This is a genomic window from Microcoleus sp. N3A4, from assembly GCF_036701805.1.
Classification (GTDB): Bacteria; Cyanobacteriota; Cyanobacteriia; order Cyanobacteriales; family Microcoleaceae; genus Microcoleus.
Genome location: NZ_JAUBRJ010000009.1, coordinates 55,538 through 75,876 on the forward strand (window position 1 = coordinate 55,538; position 20,339 = coordinate 75,876).

At 42.6% G+C, this 20,339-nt stretch carries 9 protein-coding genes and 1 CRISPR repeat array (1 of these 10 cut by a window edge); of the genes, 2 read left to right on the top strand and 7 right to left on the bottom strand.

Annotated features, from left to right (window positions below; genetic code table 11):
• Nucleotides 1-314: 314 nt before the first annotated feature.
• From uvsE to QUA56_RS07780, 6 genes are all read right to left on the bottom strand, one after another.
• Nucleotides 315-1,259: a UV DNA damage repair endonuclease UvsE gene (gene uvsE, locus QUA56_RS07755; RefSeq protein ID WP_333355394.1), complete on the bottom strand. Its 945-nt coding sequence runs from the start codon at nt 1,257-1,259 to the stop codon at nt 315-317.
• 339 nt (nt 1,260-1,598) lie between these two features.
• The gene (locus QUA56_RS07760; RefSeq protein ID WP_333355397.1) at nt 1,599-1,805 is read right to left on the bottom strand and encodes a hypothetical protein; all 207 of its coding nucleotides are present in this window, start codon (nt 1,803-1,805) and stop codon (nt 1,599-1,601) included.
• 223 nt (nt 1,806-2,028) lie between these two features.
• Nucleotides 2,029-2,181, bottom strand: coding sequence for a hypothetical protein (locus tag QUA56_RS07765; RefSeq protein WP_333355399.1), 153 nt, complete (start codon nt 2,179-2,181; stop codon nt 2,029-2,031).
• A gap of 82 nt (nt 2,182-2,263) precedes the next feature.
• The gene (locus QUA56_RS07770) at nt 2,264-3,343 is read right to left on the bottom strand and encodes a sigma-70 family RNA polymerase sigma factor (RefSeq protein WP_333355592.1); all 1,080 of its coding nucleotides are present in this window, start codon (nt 3,341-3,343) and stop codon (nt 2,264-2,266) included.
• 566 nt (nt 3,344-3,909) lie between these two features.
• Nucleotides 3,910-7,221, bottom strand: a complete 3,312-nt coding sequence (locus QUA56_RS07775; RefSeq protein ID WP_333355402.1) for a helicase-related protein — start codon at nt 7,219-7,221, stop codon at nt 3,910-3,912.
• Between the two features lie 105 nt (nt 7,222-7,326).
• Nucleotides 7,327-8,979 carry an AarF/ABC1/UbiB kinase family protein gene (locus tag QUA56_RS07780; RefSeq protein ID WP_333355405.1) on the bottom strand — a complete coding sequence of 551 codons (1,653 nt, stop codon included), beginning with the start codon at nt 8,977-8,979 and terminating at the stop codon, nt 7,327-7,329.
• A gap of 271 nt (nt 8,980-9,250) precedes the next feature.
• Here QUA56_RS07780 and QUA56_RS07785 point away from each other — a divergent pair, with 271 nt between their 5' ends.
• Together QUA56_RS07785 and QUA56_RS07790 are read left to right on the top strand one after the other, a co-directional pair.
• A complete protein-coding gene (locus QUA56_RS07785; RefSeq protein WP_333355408.1) occupies nt 9,251-10,420 on the top strand; it encodes an AAA family ATPase in 1,170 nt (389 codons plus the stop codon).
• A 106-nt stretch (nt 10,421-10,526) separates the two neighbouring features.
• Nucleotides 10,527-11,132 (top strand): hypothetical protein, encoded by a 606-nt coding sequence (locus QUA56_RS07790; RefSeq protein WP_333355411.1) that lies wholly within the window; start codon nt 10,527-10,529, stop codon nt 11,130-11,132.
• Between the two features lie 123 nt (nt 11,133-11,255).
• Here QUA56_RS07790 and QUA56_RS07795 read toward each other — a convergent pair whose 3' ends face one another.
• Complete coding sequence (locus QUA56_RS07795) at nt 11,256-12,317, bottom strand: mannose-1-phosphate guanylyltransferase (protein ID WP_333355414.1); 1,062 nt, start codon at nt 12,315-12,317, stop codon at nt 11,256-11,258.
• A gap of 361 nt (nt 12,318-12,678) precedes the next feature.
• Nucleotides 12,679-20,339: a CRISPR direct-repeat array (repeat unit 37 nt; unit sequence GCCGCAATTAAACTAAACCCCTATTAGGGATTGAAAC); it runs 2,941 nt beyond the window's last position.

Genomic DNA, 20,339 nt, shown 5'->3' on the forward strand with positions numbered 1-20,339 from the left:
TTAGTCCTCTTTTACGGGACTTTAGCTATGAGACAGGGGTTAAAAACCCCTGTATGATTGTCGGACTAAAGCGGGCGGGACATCCACAAGAAAATTCATTTTTTGTGGAACAGGCATCTTGCCTGTTCTTGAGATTTACCGTTAAAAACCCTCTCGGACTGTCACAATAAACCGGGCGGGCGAGACGCCCACCCCACAAGAAAATTCATTCTTTGTGGAACAGGCATCTTGCCTGTTCTTGCGATTTACCGTTGGGTGGCGGTGAATTTTCGAGATGATTGGTTTTAGGCAATTATTGTTAGTAAAACTTCCCCCTACGAGACAGTGCTAAATTGTGGAACATTCGCAGACAACCATTCGGCACGCAACTTTTCAATAGCTAATTCTTTGAATTTAGCTTCTACTTCAATCCAAGGAGCCTGATAATAGCAATTAGGCATTTCTGTAATTAAATCGCTGTGGCGCGGATCGGCAAAAAATTCTTTTCCATTCGATATGTGTACTAATTGCCATTCAGGAACAGACCAAGTTGTGCGGGCTGCTGCGAGCATTTCGGCAACGCTGGGATCGTCGTAAGTTTCTAAATGTTCGTGAATGACGTGGTGGTGGGCGTCAAAAACCATTGGTACTGCGGTATCGAGACAAACTTCTAAAATTTCCGAGGAACTGTAAGCGTATTCGTCATTTTCAAAGGTTAAGCGCGATCGAATGGATTCTGGCAAGTCGCGGATGACTGATTTGAGCTGCGAAGTGCGATCGCCCTTACCGCCGTGAATGTTCATCAGTGCCTGGGGCGATCGGGGTTGTCCCAACTTATCCATAATTAAAGCATGAGTCGCCAGAATTTTAATGCTGTTTTTAACGACATCAGGCTTGTCGGAACTGAGGACGACAAATTGATCGGGGTGGAGTACCAAACGGATGCCCAAAGAGATAGCGCGATCGCCCGTATTCCGCAATTCGTCAGTCATGGAGTGCAGCACTGCTTCCCCCAAATCTGTATCTGCAAAAGGGAATAGTGCAGAAGTCATGCGGTAGAGCTTAATCTGATTACCCGAACAGAAGTCGATCGCTTTGTCAAGCCGCTTTAAGTTGTCTGTATAAAGCTCGCGCAATACTTTTTCTTGTTCAGTTTCCGAAAGCTGTAAAAGTCGCTTCCGCGTGACTGTGCGAAAGCGAACTGCATCGGATGTTGTAATGCAGACTAATCCTAATTCTGGCAATTTTTCCTTTTCCAATACTTGGTTAATCCCGCTCATTTATCAATAATTCCTAACTTGAGTTTTAGGTTAAATAGTTTTGTCGTAAGGACTTTAGTCCTTTGTTATGAAGCTGTTATATCAATTCCGGTTGTATCGGAATGATTAAACCACAGAGGGCACAGAGGACACAGAGAAAGAGAAGAGAGAGAGGCATAATTCCGATGTCAACGGATTTGATATGAGGTACTACTGAACCAGCGCTGATAGTCCGCCAGAGATTTAACTCCTTGGCGGACTCTGGAAGTGCAAGATGTAATTAGTATCAACCTAATTTTTATCAAACCTCTAATCAACGGCGTCGCAGATAGCATATCGATGACAATTTAATCGATATAACTATTGCTGTTCTTCGCCAGATTCAGCCTCAACGCCTGGCCGCGCGGTGGCAACAGGATTTTCCATTGCTTCGTTATGGAACGGATAACCGGATGTTTCTTGATTTAGGGGGTCAGCGGGTTGGTCGTCAGGGGATGTAATTTGACCGTTAGTGTTGGTATTGGGTTTTGTGGAAGAGCCTTTATGGCTGGCGTGACCGCTACTCATCTTTTTTTCCTCAATTAGGTTTATGGAACAATTTCTAGCTTAGACTTAGCTGCGGCGGGCGATCGCCTATCTTAAGTCAGAGATCTGCTATACAAGTCTGGCGGCAGGTTTGACCAATTACCTCTAACTAATGGCCGTTCGCGACTGAACCATAGGCAGGTACAGGACAGCGATTTTGGTCAAATATCGGCTCAGCATTAACGTCAATCCAGGTATATTGTCCTCATTTTTTGAGTTTAACAGATTCTATGTTCAAACCGAGGTTGCTTATAATTTGGCGGACATCTTTCTCTGTGATTTCTTGATGCTTTCCCTGGGCTACAAAGCAAGTTTTGGGCATATCAGCGGCTTTTTGGGCTTTGGCTCCTTGCGGCATCGGAATTTTTGCGATACTTTTCCCTTTGGAAATGTTTGTAATTAGCTCTTACTTTTTTTTCGTTTTTTTTGTCTGAGTTTTGTCAATTGCTGTAGGGCGAGTCAAGATATTCTCTTAATCTGTTTCTGCGTTTGGGCTGGCGCAACTTTTGTAAAGCCTTATGCTCAATTTGCCGAATCCGCTCGCGAGTAATTTTAAATATATTGCCGATTTCCTTTAGAGTCTTCTCCCGTCCGTCATCCCAACCGTAATGCAGTCGCAGCACGTCACGTTCTCGGGGGCTGAGATCATCTAAAACGCTTTCCAAATCTTCGCGGAGCAAACTTTTCGATACTTGCTCTGCTGGTGTTTCCCCATCAAATTCAATCAACTCTCCCAATGTAGAACTTTCATCCTCACCCATTCGAGTATCTAAGGAAATGAGCGGCCGATTCGATTGAATAACCAAGCGCAATTTTGCCGTTGTCATTTCCAAACAATCGGCGATTTCTTCCATCTTGGGAATGCGACCAAATTCTTGAGAAAGCCGTTTGGTAGTTTGCTTAACCTCGTAAATTGTTGACCACAATTTATCTGGTAGCCGGATGGTGCGGGAATGGTTGTGAATTGCCCGCGTAATTTTTTGACGAATGTCCCAAGTCGCGTAGGTGGAAAGCCTGTTGCCTTTCCTGCAATCAAACTTTTCTACAGCCCTGATTAAACCCAGATTTCCCTCCTGAATCAAGTCTAATAAATCCACCCCTCGATTTTGATATTTTTCAGCGATTGAGACTACCAGCCGCAAATTAGACTCTACCATTTTATGTTTAGCTTTTCGCCCAATCAGCAGGCGCAGGTTCAATTCTGGCAAGGGGATTTTTGCAGCGTCAGCCCACTCTGCATCCTGCGGAATTCTATTTAGCTGGCGAGACAATTGCGATCGCACCTCTTCTAATTCCAACAACTCAGCAATTTTTAAAGCTAATTCAATCTCTTCGTAAGCTTTGAGCATGGGAAATCGACGGATTTCTTGCAGGTAAACGCGAAGCGAATCTGGGGGTATAGGGTCTTCTTTAAATTTGATGCTGTCAGGAATAGTTTCATGCAAAGCTTCATTAAATTCGTCAAAGTTGCTAAAACCGTGATTTTTATGCAACTGTGCCAAGAAAATCTCGAAGAGCATTTTTAAATGAGAGTTTGTCGGACGGGCGAATGGGATATCTTTAAGATGTTTGACTTTTCCTAATACATCTTTAGATTCATTGCGTTTGTGTTGGCGGCGGTTTATCATGGAGAAAGTCAGAGTTTCTCCATGCTGAAAAAGAACGATCGCCGGCATCGGGAAAATTTTATTAATCTCGCGGACAATCCCGTCAAGTTGTTCGATAGTGTACGCGCTCCTCCGCAGTGCGATCGCGAAAAACAAGTAGGAAGTAAAAAAGGCACTCTCACCACTGCTAGTATCAAATTCGACAAGCTGGTCATTATCTGCAATTTCTGTCCCGGTAAATTGGAAGAGGAAATCAACCGACAGCCATTCCTCTAAGAGAGCTTTTTGGTGAGTTAGCTTTTTATCAATATCAAATTTTGCAATAAAATTATCCGAACTATTAGGTTCGAGCGCATAAATTATATCACTGCGGTAGCCAAGAGTAAAGAACAAATTACGGGCGTTATCCGCTAGTTTTCCCTTGGCAAAACTACTTAAAGCTTCATTAATAGATGCTTTGGCTTGTTGTTCGCTGACGCTCATTTAATCACCAGCCAGGTAATCAGTTCAAAATCAGTTGTTGATTTAACCTGATGCGCTTGCTCAACCAATACTGCACGGCGGCTAGACAGCAGGTGGCCGATGCTCCGCTTCTTGTAAATACCTGCAATTGAATCAACTGCCCGCTTCAGTAAATCGTTATACAAACTCATATCAAATCCGTTATTAGTTTGTCGATCGAACAAGTTGCACAACTCTTCATAGGGAACAGTACACCCCGCACACAGCAACTGGTATATTTCAAGTATTTGTTTGGGTTGAGCAAAAGTTAATCGCACTTCCTTATTTTCGCGCACGTAAACTAAAAAGTATGGTTGCAGCGGGTTGACGGTTTTATTATCAAGACAATCGCCTTTTTGTTTGAGGCAAAAAATTACGCCGGGAGCAATTATCGGGTACTCCGAGTTAGTTGGAACTACTGCATAGAGTCCTAAAGGAGCATCTTGCAGTAGTTTGCGGTTGCTCTCAATGTATTTGGCTAGTTCCATTCGGAAATCATCGAGAGTGAATTCCGTTAGGGCTACACTCTCCGTGAAATCTTCGAGATCCAGCACCTCGTCTTTCAATCGCAGCAACTGCTTGTCGCGGTATTTCAAATCACTCTCAATCAGTTCTTGAATTTCCTTTGCCTCCAGCAGGTTATCTTCAAATGTACCAGCCATGTCCGCTAAAGCCATCCGTGCTTCTACTCGATTTTTCAGATTGATGTACTGATCCAAGTCCTCTGTCGGCCAAAAATTAATTAATTGTACGGTATGGTTGGGGCTGCCAATGCGATCGCACCTACCGAACCGCTGGATAATTCGGACTGGGTTCCAGTGTATGTCGTAGTTAATCAGATAATCACAATCTTGTAAATTTTGGCCTTCGGAAATACAATCTGTGGCAATTAATAAATCAATCTCGCCGTCTTGCTGTATAGATGGAATTTGGGCGCGTTTCTTGGCGAAAGGCGAAAAATTTGTCAGGATATGATTGAACTCGTTTTTGCCAAAGGTAGTCTTATTTGCCGCCGCTCCCCCAGTCACCAAAGCTAGGTTAATTTTCAATTCTACTGTAGCCCATTTCCGCAATCCTTCGTAGAGATAGACTGCCGTATCTGCAAAAGCAGTAAAGACTAAAACCTTGCGATTTGGTTGGCCATGCTTGTTAATTGTAGGATTCCTAACTTTCTCGGCAATCAGTTCTTTTAGCTCAGCCAGCTTGGCATCCCGTTCAACAGAAATGCTTTGGGCATAATTGTAAATTTTTTTAAGCTGTTCCTTGTCGTTTTTCAGGTCTTTTAACCAGGTTTCGACATCGAGGTGCGCCATTTGAAATATCAGCTTCTGACCTACTTGCATGGCATCTTGCAACTCTTCATCGTCCAAGTCTTCAATCATCCAATCGCTGAAAGTTACTGTCTGGTTAGCGTCGCGAGATTGCTGCAATTGCTGAAAAATTTTAATTTTTGTCTCTAGAGCTTCAGTTTTGTTAATCGTGCGCTCTATTGTCAGCGCAAACGAATGAATGGAACTTTCTAAGCGTTTAAGGAAATTGACTTTCATCATGCCGATCAAACAGCGTTCGCGTTCGCTCTGTTTGAAATTTCGCACTCCTTTATTTTCATACACCGATCGGTATGGGGACAGGACATATTTTGAAGGGTTGAATAGCGAGAGTTGATATTTAGAAATTTCGCTGTTAAGCTGTTCGTAGGACATGAACTCACCCTTTAGGTCAATCTCAGGAAATACCGAGATGGGTTTGAGCCGTTCTGGAAAGCCGCCTAATTGGGCGATCGCATCTTTATAGTATTTTTGAATGTGCTTGCGAGATCGTGCGATCGTCAATTCGTCAAGCAGTTTGAAAAAAGCAGAACTAAGTTCTTCCAGCAGTTCGCTAGTTTTGCGTTCCTTACTTTTCTTGGCCCACTTGGTAAATTTCCCCTGAGCATCAGCCAGTGTATCCCGCAGACTAGCAATTCCCAGCGATTCCCCAAACGCAGCATCGCTACCTTCTGTGATAAAATAAAGTTGATTCCGCAAATCCTTTAAATCATTGTTAACCGGAGTTGCTGATAAGAGTAACACCTGAGTTTTGACACCGCTCTTGATAATATCATCCATCAACCTTTCGTAACGGCTCTTTCTAATTAGATTGCCAGATTCGTCCCGTTTGCTCTTGATGTTGTTGCGGAAATTGTGGGATTCGTCAATAACTACCAAGTCGTAGTTTCCCCACTTAATCGTTGCTAAATCAATGTCCCCAGACCTACCGGAATCCCGGCTCAAGTCGGTGTGAGATAAGACTGTATAGTTAAAGCGGTCTTTAACCAAAGGATTGAGATCGCTATTGTTCTGTGCTAGATATACAGTCCAATTTTCGCGGAGTTTTTTGGGACAAAGAACCAAAACTTTTTGATTGCGAAGTTCAAAATATTTAATCACCGCTAGAGCTTCAAATGTTTTACCTAACCCAACGCTGTCAGCAATAATACACCCGTTATATCGTCGAATTTTATTGATGGCTGCCTTAACTCCGTCTTTTTGAAATTCAAATAGAGATTTCCAGATTTCTGTATCAAATAGGTGTAGCTGTTCGCTGAGAATATCGCTTTTTTCTAGGTCATCTAGAAAAGTCTCGAAGATATGAAACAGAGTTTTGTAGTAGATAAACTCAGGATAATTATTCTGGTAAAGTTGCTCTAGGTACAGCAGCACATCTTGTTTGACATCTTCGATGAGTTCGGCATCATTCCAGAGTTCATCAAACCAGGCTTTAAGGTCGCGGGTATCGCGTTTACTATCTACTTCTAGATTGAGTTCAATATTGTTATATTTCGTACCTAATCCCAGTCCCCGCACGGTAAAATTAGAACTGCCCATAATAGCATTTTCAGTTCCCTTATGAGCAATGTGATACATTTTGCCGTGCAGTAAATTAGATTGCTTTACCGACCGTATCTGTACTTTTTTTTCAATCCATTCTGCACATTCTTTCGCAACCCGCTTTTGCTCCAACCGATTCTGTAGCTGCAAGCCCTCATCCTCAATTTGGAACGCCTTTTTATCGGTTTTACTGGGGTCAAGGGACTTGATGAAGCGCGGTTCGCCAAACAGAAATTTCAAGCTTTTAATACTTAGAAGTTGTTCCTTCAAAGCATCAAAAGCATAAATTGTAAAGTAAGCAGAAACAATTGACAAGGTTGAGTTTTCCTCAACCTTGGCTTTCAAAAAATCGCCCACAGTGCCGCGGTTGCGGTTGTCTCTAATTGCCGACTTAGGGAGAGAAGCATCATGCTGTGACATAGCCTACCTTTATGCGGTTTTTGCACTTGGCTATATTCTACATCTTCCACAATTCTCAAGAACAGGCAAGATGCCTGTTCCACAACACATACTGATCTGGTACCATTATCCCCGCAAACGGCCCGATCGCAGAATGCTAATAATCAACCAAAAACCTAAAAAACTAGCCGCCCCAAACAAACCAGTGCTCAGAAAAGATAGCTGAGAAGTTTGTGCGTTAGAAGAAATAATTGCCGCCCCCACAATCAGCGAACCCACAACAATACTAAAAGAAAGTCGGTTCGCAGAATCCCCCAGAGTGCGGCGCAGCGGATCGAGTTCTTTTAGTGTCAAGTTCCACTTCAAAGTTTCCGAAGTAACCCGGTCTAAAAGCACTTCCACCTGTCGCGGAGATTGCAAAGATAAGCTTTTCAGATCCAGGGCAGTTCTCAGAAGAGCTTGCACCGGGTCATCTCCTAATAACTGACGCCGAAACATATCGGTCATCAGCGGTTTCACCTGCTCTACAATATTAAAGCGGGGATTAAAAGAGCGCGCCAGTCCCTCCAAATTAGCTAGAGTTTTTGCATACAAACCGAGATTGCTGGGCAGCCGAATTTTATTTTTGCGGGTGATTTCCAGCACCTCATAAAAAATTTCCGACAAGTTCATTTGCGACAAGCTCACATTGTAATACTTCCGCAGCATTCGAGCTAAATCGTTCTCTAGATTAACTAAACTTGTAGGCTGAGCAAATTCTGCCATTTCCAAAGTTAATTGAGCGCAGCGCTGAGCGTCTAAATCGACAATTGACAGCAACATTTCTGTCAAATTCTGCTGAGTGCGCGGGTCTAACCTGCCGACCATGCCGCAGTCTAGCAGGGCTATCCGGCCGTCTTTGAGATAAAATAAATTGCCGGGATGCGGGTCTGCGTGAAAGAATCCGTCGATGTACAACTGCTGGAAGAAAACGCGGCAAAGCAGCGTTGTAATTTCTTCGCGTTCGGCATTTACATCTCCTTTGTGGCGAATTCCTTGCAAATCGCCTAACAAAATCGGGACTCCGTTCAGCCACTCCATTACTAAGAGTTTTTTTGTAGTCAACTCCCAGTTGATTTGTGGCAAAACAACTTGTGTCGGGTCAAACCATTTACTTTTAGATAAATTGCGGCGCAGTTCGTCTGTGTAGCTGGCTTCTTGGATGAAGTCTAGTTCTGCACGCAGGGCGATCGCAAATTCTTCTGCTAACGCGACAATATCGTATTGTTGACCGAAGTCTGTGAGCATGACAAGTTCTGCCAAACCTCGGAGCACGGCGATGTCTTGTTCGATGACAATATCAATACCGGGGCGCTGAACTTTGAGGGCGACTTCGCGGCCGTCTTTTAAAGTAGCTTTGTGGGTTTGGGCGATCGAACCTGCGGCGACGGCTTCAGTGTTAAATTTGGCGAATGTATTTTCGAGAGATTGTGTGAGTTCCTGGCGGACGATTGCTTCTACTTCCGACCACGGTACGGGCGGTACTTCCGCTTGCAGCGTGGAGAGGGTTTCGATGTAGGTGGCGGGTAAAAGGTCGGGACGGGTGCTCAGCAATTGCCCCAATTTGACAAAAACTGGGCCTAATTCGACGAGGATGTTGCGGAGAACTGCTGGAGTTGGGAGACTGGGTGCGTCGGTTTTGCGGCCGGTCAGGAGGCTTTTCATGTAGTCCCAACCGTTGCGGAAGACGACCTCTAGAATTTCTCCTTTGCGAGAAGTGTTTTGAACTAGGCTGAACAAGGGGCCTCCGGGTCGATCGGGTTTAATGGCAATATAACTCTAGGATAGCGCTCTTAACCAAGCTGACCAGTGTCTTGAGGAATAACTTGGGGGAAAGGGTGCGATCGAATTTTGGGATGTGGGGGCGATCGGAATGAAGCTATTACTCCTGATGGTATTATGGACTCTATGGTCTAGAGTTTTATGAATGGTATGTTACCAAAAAGTATCGATCGAGGTTTCCTCACATTCACCCTTAATTAACTTACTGTGCTACAAATTAAATTTACCTATGAGTATTCAACTTGTATCAGCCAATATTAAAAACTTTAGAAGCTTAGGGGATCTGACGTTAAATTTTAAAGATTTAACGATTTTAGTGGGATGTAACTCTAGCGGAAAGTCTAACTCTCTACAGGCATTATCGATTCTTAGTCTGATACTTAAACTGGGTTCCCCCCCCCCTGCGGAGTTCATGCAAAGATTATTAAAATTTGGCAAAAATGAAGACATTACTTTTTCTATTAGTGTCAAAGAATATAAAAAAAACGCAGAATATACTGTATCAGTGGCTCTAGAAGAAGGCAAATTATACTATTCGCGCGAGCAACTTTTGATAGGTAGACATAAAGTAATAGAAGTCAAAAATGGCGCGGGAACCGTGCGAGATGAAAAAGGAAAAAATCCTCAGATATATCAATCTAAAGCTGGCAATCTAGCATTAAAATCTGCCGGTGATTTTGGAGACAGACCATTTACAGCCAAATTAGCAGAATTTATTAGAAATTGGGACTTCTACGATTTAGATCCTGAAGTGATGAGAGGCAGCCCTATGCTTGTAATTGGCGACAAGATTTTGATGGAAAAAGAAAACATTCCCAGTCTGGGCAGCAGAGGTAGGGAAATTGAAGATGTTTTGCAATACTGGGCTGAGAACGATCTACAAAAGTTTCAATTAGTTAGTCGAGAACTTGATGATTGCATGGGTATTAGCTTAAAATTAGTAGGCGAAGAAGGAGAAAAAATAATTAAAGTTTTGGAAAAAGATAGTCTAGAGATTCCTTTGTCCAATATGTCTGACGGCACTCTCAGAATTATGGCTTATTATGTGCTGCTTTATCAAGATAACCTACCTACACTAATTGGTATTGAAGAGCCTGAACGAAATCTTCATCCAGGACTTCTAAAGAATGTTGCATCTGTAGTAAAAAGACTGTCTAAAAAGACGCAAGTAATTATTACAACTCATAGTTCCCAGTTACTTGATTGTTTCAATCTGGAGGAAATAAACTTAGATGTTTCTGTACTGCTTCTAAGCAAAAGAGATGACGTTGGAACGCAAGCTTTTCCCATAGATGAGTTAGGAAAGAGTCGGGATGATTTATCTGAATGGATGAGAGACTTTGGAGTGGGCAGTGCCATTTATCACAGTCATCTATTACAAGGAATTTTAGAACAATAGTATGAATAATATTCTGATCTGGACTCCCGAGTCAGATTTTGATAGTAAAACTGTTTGCTGCATAGCTCTGAAGATTGTTAAATACTATGACTCCAATATAACTGTTGTGAACAGTTCTAAAGAAGCTTTCAATCAAGCAATCCGAAAACAAGGAGGAGATGGTTTAAAAAACGCAGTTGATATTTATCTTAAAAACAGCGAATTAGTAATATTTTTGCTTGATGCAGATGGCGTACAATCAGAAGCTAAACGATTGCAAGAACCTAACTCTCTCATTAACAGAATTAAGAAAGTTGTAGAACAATCTCAAGGTAAAGCTTTGTTAATACTCATACGTCAAGAACTTGAAGCTTGGTTGTTAGTTGACTGTCTTGGCATTTGTTGCTACTTTACAAAAAATCTCGGAACTAGAAGCGATCCAAAATGGGAAAAGTTTGCTAAAAAATATCAAAAAGGTGAAACACACTTAATAACAGAATCTGAACCGGGAGGAAAAAATGCTAAGGAGTATTTAGTCAAGTTTTCTAAAGATATTGTCAAAAAGATAAATCCTAAACTTAAAGATAGAGATTTAGAAAAGCAGCAATATTATGAGCATGACTCAGAGAAAGTTGTAGAGAAATTAGAGATTAACCATCAAACGATCGCCCGAAATAACTCATTAAGTGAATTTGCTCAGCATTTCAAGAAGAAAGTAGATTCTAGTGAATAAGCGGGCTTTTAAGTAGGCTAGTCCAGAAGTTCGTAGTAAGGACTAAAGTCCTTGCGTCCCCATTGGGTAAGAAATGACTGAAGTCCTGACTACGAAACAGTTTTTTTAGTTTTGTGTCTGCCCTTACAATAAATCCTTCAATTTCTCATCTTCTCCCAACACCTTAATCACCTGTTTAATCTCCTGCGTCCTGTCCTTTTTCACAATCAAAGTCACATTCCCATCTCTGACAACTACCACATCTTCTAAACCAATAGTAACGATGACCTCATTCTCATCCGCTGCATAAAAGATGCCGCCCTTGGTATCAATCCCGACGTGTTTTGCTAACTCCACATTCGGTTTGTCTCCTTGCAGCAAACGGGCGATCGCATTCCAATCACCCAAATCGTCCCAACTAAAGCCTACAGGCAAAACACAGGCTTTTTGCGTCTTTTCCATCAGCGCGTAATCGATGCTAATTTTGGGTAATTCCGAGTAAGCCTGCGCGCCTTTTGCTTCTAAAGCTGCCATCATTTCCGGTACATAATTTCGCAATTCTGTCAAGACAGTTCCGACTCGAAATACAAAAATTCCGCCGTTCCAACTAAACTTGCCGCTGGCTACAAATTCTTCAGCAGTTGTACGATCGGGCTTTTCCGTAAACCTAGCAACCCGATAGGCTGGAAAACCCCCAAAATTGCCGATTTCCTCGCCTTGTTCGATGTAGCCGTAACCGGTAGAAGCATAACTCGGCTTGACTCCCAAAGTGGCGATCGCACTTTCCTTTCTCGCCAACTCAGCCGCCGCCTCCAAAGTCTTGACAAACTCCTCCGGTTCCCCAATCCAGTGATCCGCCGGGAAAAACCCGACAACCGCATCTTCACCGTAACGCTTCGCAGTTTCGATCGCCGTCCAAGCCACCGCCGGCGCAGTATCCCGGCCCTCCGGTTCCGCCAGCAAATTCTCAGGAGGTAGCAGCGGTAACTGTTCGCGGACTCCCGCCGCTAACATTTCGGACGTTACCACCCACAAATCCTCCCAACCGTTACCTAATGTTAATAGTCGATCGGCTGTAGCTTGCAGCAAACTCTTGCCGCTACCGTCGAGACTCAAAAACTGTTTGGGGCGCTGCTTGCGGCTGAGAGGCCAGAAGCGTTCGCCTTTACCGCCGGCGAGAATCACGGGAATTAAGGTTTTGGTCATGGTTTGAAGTTAAACGGTTCTGATCTATTTTGCCCGACAGCTTATAATTATTCAGAGAATTGTTGCTGTCTGTGGTTGCTCGGAGCGATCGAACTACATTTTTTGCCGAGTTTCCGTGAATGGGTAGCTGTAAAAATCGGGGTATGAAATTTTTCGACTGGAACCCACGTGCAGCAAGAGTTTGAGGCTCTTCCTCTGAAAAAACGATTCACGGAAAGTCTGAAAGCTTTACAGGATAACGCTTTGGAGTGAGGATGAAAAATTGGGTATTGACAAGTCGAAGGCTGGAATGGTACTTTTGTTTTAGATTCACGGAACTGAACCTTGAAAACCAAATACAGTAAGGCTTCTGGAACGGGCGGCCGCAATTAAACTAAACCCCTATTAGGGATTGAAACTTAGACTTATCTGCCATACCAGATTTCTCTACAGCATGCCGCAATTAAACTAAACCCCTATTAGGGATTGAAACATAGCAACTGATTGCAAAGTGATAGCAAACACAGCTATAGCCGCAATTAAACTAAACCCCTATTAGGGATTGAAACGTGTTTTATTTGATGAAGCTGCTATTTTTTTGGGTGATTCTGTTCACGCCGCAATTAAACTAAACCCCTATTAGGGATTGAAACTCATCGCAACCGCCATCGCAACCTAGTTGACTTGACCGTGCCGCAATTAAACTAAACCCCTATTAGGGATTGAAACGATGCCTTCTTTAAGCAGCAAAGGCAACCGCTCCAGCGCCGCAATTAAACTAAACCCCTATTAGGGATTGAAACGGTTACTAATTTTAATCTTGACCCTCACTGTTTGGGCCGCAATTAAACTAAACCCCTATTAGGGATTGAAACGAGCAAGTCTAGAATATTGCGGCTCGTACACGGTGGCCGCAATTAAACTAAACCCCTATTAGGGATTGAAACAAAATTCAAGAGACTTTAGACGAAAATCCTGAAGAGCCGCAATTAAACTAAACCCCTATTAGGGATTGAAACTTCTGTTTCTTATCTTTTAACTCAGGTAGAAGGTAAATCAGCCGCAATTAAACTAAACCCCTATTAGGGATTGAAACAACTACGATGAGAACTCGGTGGTGCGGGTGTTGGTTAGGCCGCAATTAAACTAAACCCCTATTAGGGATTGAAACTTGGGCTGGCGTTTTTCACATTTTATTCCAGCTCCGCTCTTGCGCCGCAATTAAACTAAACCCCTATTAGGGATTGAAACATAGCAGAGTGATAGCAAAATTGATCGCAAGTGATAGCATACGCCGCAATTAAACTAAACCCCTATTAGGGATTGAAACGTAGTTTGACCCCATATCGCCGTCGTCACCTTGGCCGCAATTAAACTAAACCCCTATTAGGGATTGAAACCTTTGCCTTTCGGTGGAGAACCAAAACCTAAGCTAGCCGCAATTAAACTAAACCCCTATTAGGGATTGAAACTGATTTAAGAAAAAGGCGATAGGGTGCGATCGCCTTTTGGTGCCGCAATTAAACTAAACCCCTATTAGGGATTGAAACGTGGCATAGGTTAAACAAGTCAATTAGTGTTAAAGTCAAGCCGCAATTAAACTAAACCCCTATTAGGGATTGAAACTTACATCGAACCGCGTGACACAGGTTGTCTTACACTGTCTAGCGCCGCAATTAAACTAAACCCCTATTAGGGATTGAAACTTATACAAATCAGCATTCATATCGTCGGCATCATGCCGCAATTAAACTAAACCCCTATTAGGGATTGAAACAAAGTTAAAAATATCCAATCAAAATCTTGAATATTGCCGCAATTAAACTAAACCCCTATTAGGGATTGAAACGAATGCTCTTCTGATGAGGAGCACGTGCAGTTTGGGCCGCAATTAAACTAAACCCCTATTAGGGATTGAAACGAAAATCGGAAAAATAGCCGCAACCCGTCCGGTAGGACGCCGCAATTAAACTAAACCCCTATTAGGGATTGAAACAGAAACTTTAAAATATACTACCAAACCTGCTGATTTTGATGCCGCAATTAAACTAAACCCCTATTAGGGATTGAAACAGAGCGATCGCAGTATTTGCAGATGGATCTCGCTGGCGCCGCAATTAAACTAAACCCCTATTAGGGATTGAAACAGACATCTCAAATTCTGAAATCCCCAACGCTGTGCCGCAATTAAACTAAACCCCTATTAGGGATTGAAACAGGGAATAAAAACTGAGTTGTTGAGATATGTTGATATTTGCCGCAATTAAACTAAACCCCTATTAGGGATTGAAACTGCAGTTGCTAATAATTTAAAAAATCTTTATAAGCCGCGCCGCAATTAAACTAAACCCCTATTAGGGATTGAAACGTGAAGGGCGATCGGCTGTAGACACACAGTAGACACACAGCCGCAATTAAACTAAACCCCTATTAGGGATTGAAACGCAGTGATTTTGCGACTCAAGATGTTTGCGCTATCAGGCCGCAATTAAACTAAACCCCTATTAGGGATTGAAACTGTGAGAGCGATCACTTTTTCCAGGCCGACATAGAAAGCCGCAATTAAACTAAACCCCTATTAGGGATTGAAACTTACCTTCGAGTCCCGGGGAGAAAATCTTAACCCTGTCCCGCCGCAATTAAACTAAACCCCTATTAGGGATTGAAACTTTTAAAACTAGACACATCAGGTTTATCATCAAAATGCCGCAATTAAACTAAACCCCTATTAGGGATTGAAACGAGGAGCTTTATTACAATAGCTCATAATGCACTGTTGCGCCGCAATTAAACTAAACCCCTATTAGGGATTGAAACCAACGAGCTATTCTAGCAGCGTGTGGATGGTCAAGAGCCGCAATTAAACTAAACCCCTATTAGGGATTGAAACAACTTTGCATGATAAAGCATCGGAACTCCCCACTCATTCCGCCGCAATTAAACTAAACCCCTATTAGGGATTGAAACTTAATTCCCTGACCCAAAGTTTCAGGAGATGGCAGCCGCAATTAAACTAAACCCCTATTAGGGATTGAAACATTTTTAAAGAGCTTTACAATAGTTTTGCTCAAGCTAAAAGCCGCAATTAAACTAAACCCCTATTAGGGATTGAAACGTAAGAAGAGCGTTGCAAACTTTGGGCTTCAATGCCGCAATTAAACTAAACCCCTATTAGGGATTGAAACGTTGACGACACTATGGATACTTTGCCAGTTTTAAGCCGCAATTAAACTAAACCCCTATTAGGGATTGAAACTTGGATTCCTTCTTTTCATTTGGACTGCCTTTTTGCCGCAATTAAACTAAACCCCTATTAGGGATTGAAACTCACTGACACCCTCGTGTGCAAGAGCTAACTGAACATAAGGCCGCAATTAAACTAAACCCCTATTAGGGATTGAAACTTTTAGCCCTTTCCCTGTATACCTTTCAGCCATTTGGCCGCAATTAAACTAAACCCCTATTAGGGATTGAAACCATCAACAAGTTTTACAGAGATATATCCAACACCACCCAAAGCCGCAATTAAACTAAACCCCTATTAGGGATTGAAACTGAAATTGAATACCATCAGGAGTCATTTCAGAAGAAAAAGCCGCAATTAAACTAAACCCCTATTAGGGATTGAAACTTTGTAGATTTAGCGATCGCTAATTTGACTTCTGCCGCAATTAAACTAAACCCCTATTAGGGATTGAAACCCAAATATGATGTTTGCAAAGCATTCTTTTTAATGCCGCAATTAAACTAAACCCCTATTAGGGATTGAAACTTATAAGAACGTTTTCTAAGAAACCTTTTTAAAAATCTGGCCGCAATTAAACTAAACCCCTATTAGGGATTGAAACTTGTCTATCCAGGGGAAACCAATACGGTTTCTTACGCCGCAATTAAACTAAACCCCTATTAGGGATTGAAACAGATAAGTTATGAAAACTATCGAGATTTTATCGGCGAGGCCGCAATTAAACTAAACCCCTATTAGGGATTGAAACGCTTGAGTTGATCGAACTCCCGGAGGTGGCGGCGGCGGAAGGGGAAGCCGCAATTAAACTAAACCCCTATTAGGGATTGAAACTTCATTATTTCTTCAGTGATTGCATTATGATGATTTTTGCCGCAATTAAACTAAACCCCTATTAGGGATTGAAACAATTCACTGCTGAATCATTGGGGCTGAGAAGTGGCGCCGCAATTAAACTAAACCCCTATTAGGGATTGAAACAACAGCTAGAGCCTTGGAACCCCGTAGATTTTGGTGAAGCCGCAATTAAACTAAACCCCTATTAGGGATTGAAACATCAGTCCCTTACGCTTCAAACCTTTCTGTTGTCGGATGCCGCAATTAAACTAAACCCCTATTAGGGATTGAAACTGGTGAGTACAGCGCTGAGATTGTACTCGGAGATTCAACGCCGCAATTAAACTAAACCCCTATTAGGGATTGAAACCTCACACAAAAATTTAGGGTTAGTCATCACCGGGCAAAATGCCAAGCCGCAATTAAACTAAACCCCTATTAGGGATTGAAACTTGACCCACAGGCTGTAATTAGTGCCTTGATCGAGCCGCAATTAAACTAAACCCCTATTAGGGATTGAAACTTTTGGCAAAAAAACAGTTTGGGATGTCACCGGTGCGCCGCAATTAAACTAAACCCCTATTAGGGATTGAAACTGAAAGCGTTTATAAGATTGCGCTCAATTTCCACAAGCGCCGCAATTAAACTAAACCCCTATTAGGGATTGAAACGTCAAACAATAACCTGGGACATAGTTAGCGCCATAAAAAGCCGCAATTAAACTAAACCCCTATTAGGGATTGAAACGAAATTTAATTACTATTTCTGAAAGTGATAGTAATGCCGCAATTAAACTAAACCCCTATTAGGGATTGAAACCTTGGAATACATTCTAACAAAACTGGTAGACTCTCTAGCCGCAATTAAACTAAACCCCTATTAGGGATTGAAACAGAATGTATTCCAAGCATATTGATGGTGTTGATTTGCCGCAATTAAACTAAACCCCTATTAGGGATTGAAACTAGTCAAATCAACACCAGCAAAAGCTTTAAATAACTTGGGCCGCAATTAAACTAAACCCCTATTAGGGATTGAAACTGGCAGTTTTCGCAGCGGGTTTAGCTCCTTGGGCAGCCCGCGCCGCAATTAAACTAAACCCCTATTAGGGATTGAAACTTTATGCCTTGTGTGCTCTTCAAGCAAGTAGTTTTTGCCGCAATTAAACTAAACCCCTATTAGGGATTGAAACATTTTATTGGATGAGATGGGATTGTATGCGCCGTCTGGCCGCAATTAAACTAAACCCCTATTAGGGATTGAAACGATTTTCATGATGATGTGAAGGAACCAAAAATCGCCGCAATTAAACTAAACCCCTATTAGGGATTGAAACATGGAGGTGAAGAATTAGAAAAGCATTGCGCTCTAGTTAGCCGCAATTAAACTAAACCCCTATTAGGGATTGAAACCCCAGCAAGCGATCGGGACTTCCCCGTTTATATAAAGCCGCAATTAAACTAAACCCCTATTAGGGATTGAAACGCAGTGCTCCCACCTGGCGTATGTGGAAAGCCACGAAGAGCCGCAATTAAACTAAACCCCTATTAGGGATTGAAACAATACTTTGAAATTGCTTCCTTATATCAACCAGATGGGCCGCAATTAAACTAAACCCCTATTAGGGATTGAAACGGGCGTACTTGCATCCCGACGACGTGACGGTGACAGTGCGCCGCAATTAAACTAAACCCCTATTAGGGATTGAAACGCTTGTTGCCGCCGGGAAGAATGCCGAGGCTCTGAGCTATCTCCTGCCGCAATTAAACTAAACCCCTATTAGGGATTGAAACAAATTTAGTATTTGCGGGCGACCCGGACGCGGGCGCCGCAATTAAACTAAACCCCTATTAGGGATTGAAACGACTGGGACGTTAGTATTTGTAAAGCCACCATCTAGCCACTTGAGCCGCAATTAAACTAAACCCCTATTAGGGATTGAAACCTGCGATGAAATTTTCAGGCGCGCCGCCTTGCAGGTTGTAAGTGGGAGAAGCCGCAATTAAACTAAACCCCTATTAGGGATTGAAACATATTCGGCGGTGGGCAACAAGAATTCGAGATGAAGCCGCAATTAAACTAAACCCCTATTAGGGATTGAAACTCCGGCCCGTCATCGGCAATACCGGGATGCCGGCAAGCTGCCGCAATTAAACTAAACCCCTATTAGGGATTGAAACCAGAAATTGCACACCGCCGACTACCCAGCTCCAAAGCTTGCCGCAATTAAACTAAACCCCTATTAGGGATTGAAACGATAGCGTTAGTCACACCAGCGGCGATCGAGGCAGCGGCAGCAGGCCGCAATTAAACTAAACCCCTATTAGGGATTGAAACGATATTTATCTCTCAATGATGCCAAATATGGATCTGATTCAAGCCGCAATTAAACTAAACCCCTATTAGGGATTGAAACGTATTGAGCATTTAGTTAATCTTCTTCAGTTTCCCAGGCCGCAATTAAACTAAACCCCTATTAGGGATTGAAACTCCACAACTCGTCCTATGACCACATTTAAAATTGCTGGCGTAGAGCCGCAATTAAACTAAACCCCTATTAGGGATTGAAACATTTTGCCGACCCCACCGAAATTTAGTAGTTGGATATTCAGCCGCAATTAAACTAAACCCCTATTAGGGATTGAAACTCCGCATACCTCGAAATGCTCATCGGCGGGGGTGAACCGCCCGAGCCGCAATTAAACTAAACCCCTATTAGGGATTGAAACACAAATTAATCAGGTGTTTTTGGTCGCCAGCTACCGAGCCGCAATTAAACTAAACCCCTATTAGGGATTGAAACACATCGAAAATCTAGAACTTTTTGACGAACCTTGCCGCAATTAAACTAAACCCCTATTAGGGATTGAAACCCGGCGCATCAATACAGGCAAAGCGGATTTTGAGGATTGCCGCAATTAAACTAAACCCCTATTAGGGATTGAAACTCTAAATCGGGGGTAATTACTGAGGCCATTGGCAGGATTTTAAGCCGCAATTAAACTAAACCCCTATTAGGGATTGAAACAGTTATGCGCTCGGTTATTAGCCAGCGCGTCATCTTGCCGCAATTAAACTAAACCCCTATTAGGGATTGAAACTCCTTTGCAAAAATTCAAGAGCAATCTCAATACCGCCGCAATTAAACTAAACCCCTATTAGGGATTGAAACGAAGTTCTAAACTCCAACGAAAAAAAGCCTGCAATGAGCCGCAATTAAACTAAACCCCTATTAGGGATTGAAACGCGGCCCTCGCTTGTAGCTTCATATATCCTTTTCTTTTTACGCCGCAATTAAACTAAACCCCTATTAGGGATTGAAACGATGATGAAATAATGGTTCATCCACATTTTCATGCAATTTTAGGCCGCAATTAAACTAAACCCCTATTAGGGATTGAAACGAAGTAGTAGTCGCGGGGGTTGCTGGGTTTCTCCAGCATAAGCCGCAATTAAACTAAACCCCTATTAGGGATTGAAACAAATATCCAACTGATTGTTCATTGGGAATCTAATTTGCCGCAATTAAACTAAACCCCTATTAGGGATTGAAACTGGAAAAAGGCATTAGGTTGTGATTATGACCCAATAGCCGCAATTAAACTAAACCCCTATTAGGGATTGAAACCAATCGTGGTTTCGCCCATGCTAATAAAAGGTTCAGCCGCAATTAAACTAAACCCCTATTAGGGATTGAAACTATTCGTTTTGCTAGTGTTACTGTCTAGCGTTGTGCCGCAATTAAACTAAACCCCTATTAGGGATTGAAACTAAATGTTGCTAAACTTCATACTTTCCCGGTAATTACGCCGCAATTAAACTAAACCCCTATTAGGGATTGAAACAGCTTGCCGCCGAACATCGGAGCGCTGACGAAAGCGCCGCAATTAAACTAAACCCCTATTAGGGATTGAAACTCGGCGGCTTTACCAACCGAAGCACCAACACCAGCAGGCCGCAAT